We start from the raw sequence: 5,968 nt of genomic DNA on the forward strand, positions 1-5,968 counted from the left end.
CGCCGCGGCCCGCCGGGCAGGCGCAGGTGCTGGCCGCGCCGGTGCCGCCCGAGCCGGACGCGTCACTGGCGGCGACGCGCGCGTGGGCGCTGGAGCGCCTGGACGCGCCGCTCACCCTCGCCGACCTCGCCGCGCACGCCCGGGTGAGCACCCGGACGCTGACCCGCAGGTTCCAGGCCGAGACCGGATCGAGCCCGCTCCAGTGGCTGCTGCACCAGCGGATCGGCCGGGCGCGCGAGCTGCTGGAGACGACGGCGCTGCCGATGGACCAGGTGGCGCACCGCAGCGGGCTCGGCGGCGCCGACTCGCTGCGGTGGCACCTCGTGCGGCGGGTGGGCCTCACCCCGTCCGCCTACCGCGCGGCCTACGGGCGGGCGAAGACGCCGAGCGCGTCGTAGACGTGCCAGGAGCCGAGCCTCTTGTCGATGGTGAGCACGTTCTCGCCCGTCCTTAGGGCCGCGGTGGGCAGGGCCAGTTCGACGTAGGACGGCTTGAGGAGCGTTCCCGGGACGGTCGCGTCGCCTTCGAGCGAGCCGCGCGTCGCCCCGTTCTCCAGCTTGACCGTGGGGATCGCGGTCCCGTTGAGCGCGAGGTCGAGCGTGCCCGGGTTGGACGCGTGCGTGTCGAGCAGCCAGATCGACAGCCAGGTCTCCCCGGCCGGGACGACGTCCAGCGCGAACCGGAACGTGTGGCGGCTCGCCTTGCTCCCCGCCCACGCGTCCGCCGGGCCCGGCTGGATGTAGGACCAGTCGGTGCCGGGCGTGCTCGTCCCGACGGTGTAGTCCACGCCGTTCGGGAACCGCGTCCTGTACTGCGCGGATCCGGACGGCGCGAGGGCGAGCTCCAGGCTCCTCTGGTCGAACGCGCCGACGGTGGCGAGCGGCCTGCCGGACACGGCGACCGACTCGGCGCTGTGGCCCGCGATCTCCGCGGACGGCCGGGAGCGGTTCCCGGCCGCGTCCACGACGACGATCCGGTAGTACCAGTCCTGGCGCCGCCCGCCCTGCCGGTCGTGAGGGAAGGACGCGTAGACGGTCTTGGCGAGCAAAGTGTCCGGTCCGACCGCGAAGCCGGGCGTCCGCGACGCGTGGATCGCGTAGTGGTCGACGAGCGGCGCGTACGCCTCGCCGTCCCAGGTCAGCCGGACCCGGCCGAGCTCGGCGGTCGCCCGTGGACCCGCCGCACCGGGTCCGGGCCGCGGCCGGTGGCGGCGGCGTCGGCGGGCGCGGCGCCGAGCACGGTGGAGCCGAGCAGGGCCGCGGGGACGGACGAGGCGGCGAGGCCGAGGACGGTGCGCCGAGCGACGGTGCCCGGCGGGGTGGGCGGCGAAGGGGGCATCGGGGTCAGGCCTCCCGGTTCAGGCCGGGACGACCGGCCTCGGTCACGAAGCGGGCCGCGGTCGCGAGCGGCGCGCCGGGCGTGCTGATGCGGGCGACGGTCCGGAACTCGGACGTCAGCGCGGCCGGGGTGAGCCGGCAGCTCAGGTAGCCGCGCCGCGCGTTGTAGAGCTTGACGTGCGGGTTCCCGAGCCAGACGGGCGCGCTGCCGTCGGTCTCGGCGCCGTCGCCGTCCGAGCCGATCGAGCTGCACACGAGCTCGGTGCCGACGGTCGCGGACGCGGGGTCCGCCCAGTCGGCCTTCAGCTCCGCCGCGACGCCGCGGTGGATGTCGCCGGAGAACACGACCGGGTTGGCGATCCCGTGCCGCCTCCAGGCGGCGAACAGGCGGTCCCGGTTGGCGGGGAACCCGTCCCACATGTCGTTGCTGTAGCTCTCGCCGGGGCCGGTCGTCCGGTCGATCTGGGCCATGACGACGCCGCTGGCGTGCAGGTTCCAGGTGGCGGACGAGCGGCGCAGCCCCTCGTACAGCCACCGCTCCTGCGCCTCCCCGAGGATCGAGCGCCGCGGGTCGAGCCGCTCGGGGGAGTTGTCGACGACGGCGCCCGCCGGGTACCGGTCGCGGAACTGGCGGTTGTCGAGGATGTCGAGCTGGGCGAGCCGTCCCCAGTGGCGGCGCTGGTAGACCGCGATGCCGGGGCCTTGGGGGAGGGACGCCCTCCGCAGCGGCAGGTTCTCGTAGAAGGCGCGGTAGGCGACGGCGCGGCGGCGCAGGAAGTCGCCCGGCGCGATGCCGGTCTCGGACCAGTCGTCGGCGTAGTTGTTCTGCACCTCGTGGTCGTCGGTGGTGAACACCCAGGGCGCGGCGGCGTGCGCGGCCTGGAGGTTCGGGTCGGTCTTGAACAGCGAGTACCGGAGCCGGTACTGCTCCAGCGTGGTCGTCTCGACGGCGTGCTCGGGCCCCGGCAGCGGGACGCCCTGCCGCCACATGTTCGCGGACGTGATGCCGTACTCGTAGATGTAGTCGCCGAGGAACAGGACGAGGTCGAGGTACTCCCTGGCCATGTGCTCGTAGGCGGTGAAGTGCCCGTGGTACCAGGCGGCGCAGGACGCGGTGGCGAAGCGGAAATCGGCGACGCGCGCTCGCGGGTCGGGCGCGGTGCGGGTGCGCCCGGCCGGGCTGATCTCCGTCCCGGCGCGGAAGCGGTAGAAGTACTCGCGGCCGGGGCGCAGCCCGTGGACCTCGGCGTGCACCGAGTGCGCCAGCTCCGGTGCCGCCACGGCCTGCCCGCGCTTCACGACCTTCCGGAAGGCGGCGTCCTCGGCGACCTCGTAGCGGACGGTGTACGGGACGCGCGGCATCCCGCCGTGCCCGTCGGGTTCGAGGGGGCGTGGGGCGAGCCGTGTCCAGAGGACGAAGCCGTCCGGCAGCGGGTCGCCGGACGCGACCCCGAGCTGGAACGGGTCGGCGGGCGGGGCGGGCCTCACGAGTCGGCCAGCGTCGTCAGGGCCTTCTGGAGCTCCTCCGCAGCCTGGTCGACCGGCTTCTTGCCGGTGATCGCGGCGGTGACGTGCTCCTGGATCGTCGTGCTGACCTCGTTGTAGCGGACGACGACCGGGCGCGGCTTGGCGGTGTCCATGCCCTTCTTCAGCGTGGGCAGGTACGGGTACTTCTTGATCATCTCCGAGTCGCCGTAGAGGGCCGCCAGCGACAGCGGGAACGACTGCGCCCGCCCGTACTGGTTTTGCACCGGCGGGCTGACGATGTAGGAGATGAAGTCGCGCGCGGTGGCCTGGTGCTTGGAGAACGCCGAGACGGCGAGGTTGTTGCCGCCGAGCGTGCCGGATCCGGGGCCGTCCTTGCCGGGGATGGGCGCGACGTCGAACTTCCCGGCGACCTTCGAGCCGTCCTCGCCCGAGGCCAGCGCGTACACGTAGGCCCAGTTGCGGTGGAAGACGAGCTTGCCGTCCTGGAACGCGCGGCGGCCCTCCTCCTCCTTGTACGTGATGGCCTTGCCGGGGATCGTGCCGTCCTTCATCGCGTCCACGAGGAACTGGAGCCCGGCCTTCGCCTGGGGCGTGTTCACCTGCGGCTTCCCGGCGGAGTCGAAGACCTCGCCGCCCGCCGACTGCACGGCCTCGGAGTAGTTGACGGTGAGGCCCTCGTACTTGGCGTACTGGCCCGCGTAGCAGTCCACGCCCTTGCCCTCGGGGGTCTTCGCGACCTTGGCGCAGGCGTCGCGCAGCTCCGCCCAGGTCTTCGGCGGCTCCTGCACGCCCGCCTTGGCGAGCAGGTCCGTGCGGTAGTAGAGGACGCCGGTGCCGGTGAGCCAGGGCTCGGCGTACAGCTTGCCCCGGTACATGCCGGTCTGGAGGGCCGCGGGGACGAACGTGCCCGTGTCCGCGACGGTCTTCGGCAGCTCCAGGATCCAGCGGCGGGCGGCGAACTCGGCCGTCCACACCGCGTCGAGCCGGACGACGTCGTAGGCGTCCGACTTGATCTGCATGTTCTGAACGAGCTGCTGCCGGGCCTGGTCGCCGTCCTCGGGCAGCTCGACGATCTCGGCCTTCTCCTTCGGGTGGGCGCCGTTCCACGTCGCGACCAGCTTCTGGACCGTCTGGGTGAGGTCCTTGCCGGTGGCGACCTTGATCGGGCCGCGCCCGTCGTTGGCGGCGGGCGCCGCCGGGCCTCCGTCGTCGCCGCCGCAGGCGGACAGCCCGAGGGCCAGGGCGAGCGCCACCGCCGCGCCGCCCCACAGGGGTCTGATGATCATGGGTTCACCGTGCCTTTCGCGGGGGGTGCGGGAAGTCGGCGGGCGCCGGGGGCCCGGCGTCCACCGGGTCCGTGGTGGCGGTGAGCTCGACGACGACGCCGTCCCGCCGGGCCCGCTCGGCGGCCCAGACCACGCGGTGCGTGGCCAGGCTCTCCCGGGCGCCGGAGCTGAGCCGGGACGGGTCGCCGGTCGCCAGCGCCTCGACGAACGCGTCGGCGAGCGCGTCGTCGCCGTCGTCGTGGCGGCCGTCCATGGGGGCGCCGCCTGGGGAGTTCCGGGCGGCGCCGTGCCGGTCCGCTTCCAGGACCTCCAGCTCCCCGGTGACGAAGTCGCGCACCGACACGCGGACGCCGTCGCCCTCGACGCACCCGTGCGTGCCGAAGATCCTTGTCTGCCGCTGCGCGGCGGGCGTGAACGCGGTCATGGTGAACGCGCCGGTCGCGCCGGACGGGAACTCCAGGTTCACGACCTGGTGGTCGACGACGTCGTTGTCGCAGTCGTAGACGCACCGGCCGTAGGGGCCCTCGCGCAGCGCCGCGAGCACGCCCGCCTCGGTGCGGTCGTCGGTGACCGCGCCGAGCGGCCACGCCTCGCGCTCGGGGTCGCCGAGGCAGGACAGGTAGAGCCGGGTCGCCGAGTACGGGCAGGCGGGCTCGACCGCGCAGCCGACGCAGCGGGACGCGGCGCCCGCCGGCCGGTTCTCGGGACGGAAGTGCGACAGCCGCCCGAACGAGCCGACCCGCGACGGGACCTCGCCCATCACGTGGACGAGCCAGTCGATGTCGTGGCAGGACTTCGTCATGAGCATGGGCCCGGACTCGTCCTCGCGGCGCCAGTTGCCGCGCACGTAGGAGTGGGCGTGGTGCCACCAGCCGACGGGCTCCAGGTGCTGGACGCTGACCGGGGCGCCGATCCGCCCGTCCGCGAGCAGCCCCCGGACCAGCCGCGTGTAGGGGGTGTAGCGCAGGACGTGGCAGACGGCGAGCATCACGCCGGCGCGCTCGGCGGCCTCCAGGACGCGCACCGCGTCGGCCTCCGAGGTCGCCATCGGCTTCTCCAGCAGGATGTGGCAGCCGAGCCCGGCGAAGGCGACCGCGGGCCCGGCGTGCTCGGCGTCCTGGGTCGCGATGATCACGCCGTCGGCGGGCCGGCCCGCGGCGGCCATCTCCCGCCAGCCGGCGAACGTCCGCTCCGGCGGGAGGCCGTGCTCGGCGGCGAACCGGGCCCGGCGCGCCGGGTCGGGCTCGGCGACGGCGACGATGCGGCCGCGGCCCGCTTCCCGGATCCGCCGGGCGTAGCCGGATCCGCGCAGTCCGGCTCCGGCCACGGCGATCGCGGGCCTCCCGATGTCCATGCGCGACCCTTCTGAGCTGGTCATATATGCTGCGACCGGCTGCTGTCCCGGCATTACGAAATGTCGTTTCATAAGTAGATTGGCAATAATGTCGTCCGTCCGCCGATCGCTGTCAAGAGGTGCCGTGTCCGAACACTCGCTGCACGGGGGCGACCCGTCGGTCCTCCGCCGCCTCAACTCCGCCGCGACGCTGCGGGCGCTGCGGGACGGCGGCGAGTCGACGCTGACCGGGCTGGCGCGGCAGGTGGGCCTGTCCCGGCCGACGACGGAGGGCGTGCTCGGCGAGCTGATCGACCGGGGGCTGGTCACCGAGGCGCCGCCCCGGCCGGGCAGCGGGCTCGGCCGCCCCGCGCGCCGGTACCGGTTCCGCGCGGAGGCGGGCCACGCGCTCGGCATCGAGATCGACGCGCACCGGGCGCGGCTGCTGGTCGCCGACCTGTCCGGCGAGGTGGTCGGCGGCCACCGCGCCGACCTGGACGTCGCCGCGCCGCCGGCCGAGCGGC

General features: G+C 74.2%; 7 protein-coding genes. 2 read left to right on the forward strand and 5 right to left on the reverse strand.

The window, feature by feature from the left end; all coding sequences use genetic code 11:
- A partial coding sequence (locus E1300_RS46710; protein WP_131763699.1) for a helix-turn-helix domain-containing protein occupies positions 1-398 on the forward strand: 398 nt, incomplete at its 5' end.
- Here E1300_RS46710 and E1300_RS46715 read toward each other — a convergent pair.
- From E1300_RS46715 to E1300_RS46735, 5 genes are all read right to left on the reverse strand, one after another.
- Positions 365-1,048 carry a polysaccharide lyase family protein gene (locus E1300_RS46715; protein WP_242619851.1) on the reverse strand — a complete coding sequence of 228 codons (684 nt, stop codon included), beginning with the start codon at positions 1,046-1,048 and terminating at the stop codon, positions 365-367. The two genes, E1300_RS46710 and E1300_RS46715, sit on opposite strands and share 34 nt — an antisense overlap.
- Positions 1,049-1,137: 89 nt before the next feature.
- The gene (locus E1300_RS46720) at positions 1,138-1,338 is read right to left on the reverse strand and encodes a hypothetical protein (RefSeq protein ID WP_131763701.1); all 201 of its coding nucleotides are present in this window, start codon (positions 1,336-1,338) and stop codon (positions 1,138-1,140) included.
- Between the two features lie 5 nt (positions 1,339-1,343).
- Positions 1,344-2,825 carry an alkaline phosphatase D family protein gene (locus E1300_RS46725; RefSeq protein WP_131763702.1) on the reverse strand — a complete coding sequence of 494 codons (1,482 nt, stop codon included), beginning with the start codon at positions 2,823-2,825 and terminating at the stop codon, positions 1,344-1,346.
- Positions 2,822-4,111 carry an ABC transporter substrate-binding protein gene (locus E1300_RS46730; protein WP_131763703.1) on the reverse strand — a complete coding sequence of 430 codons (1,290 nt, stop codon included), beginning with the start codon at positions 4,109-4,111 and terminating at the stop codon, positions 2,822-2,824. The genes E1300_RS46725 and E1300_RS46730 overlap by 4 nt, the downstream gene beginning before the upstream one ends.
- A 4-nt stretch (positions 4,112-4,115) precedes the next feature.
- A complete protein-coding gene (locus E1300_RS46735) occupies positions 4,116-5,465 on the reverse strand; it encodes a Gfo/Idh/MocA family protein (protein WP_131763704.1) in 1,350 nt (449 codons plus the stop codon).
- 124 nt (positions 5,466-5,589) lie between these two features.
- Here E1300_RS46735 and E1300_RS46740 point away from each other — a divergent pair.
- Positions 5,590-5,968 (forward strand): helix-turn-helix domain-containing protein (locus E1300_RS46740; protein WP_207400395.1); only part of this gene is annotated, 379 nt, incomplete at its 3' end.

It is taken from the genome of Actinomadura fibrosa (assembly GCF_900659615.1).
GTDB classification, from domain to species: domain Bacteria; phylum Actinomycetota; class Actinomycetes; order Streptosporangiales; family Streptosporangiaceae; genus Spirillospora; species Spirillospora fibrosa.

Excerpts from the sequence above, each read along its gene's own strand:
- E1300_RS46720 (WP_131763701.1), bottom strand. The coding sequence starts at position 1,338 with ATGCCCCCTTCGCCGCCCACCCCGCCGGGCACCGTCGCTCGGCGCACC.
- E1300_RS46730 (WP_131763703.1), bottom strand. The coding sequence starts at position 4,111 with ATGATCATCAGACCCCTGTGGGGCGGCGCGGCGGTGGCGCTCGCCCTG.
- E1300_RS46735 (WP_131763704.1), bottom strand. The coding sequence starts at position 5,465 with ATGGACATCGGGAGGCCCGCGATCGCCGTGGCCGGAGCCGGACTGCGC.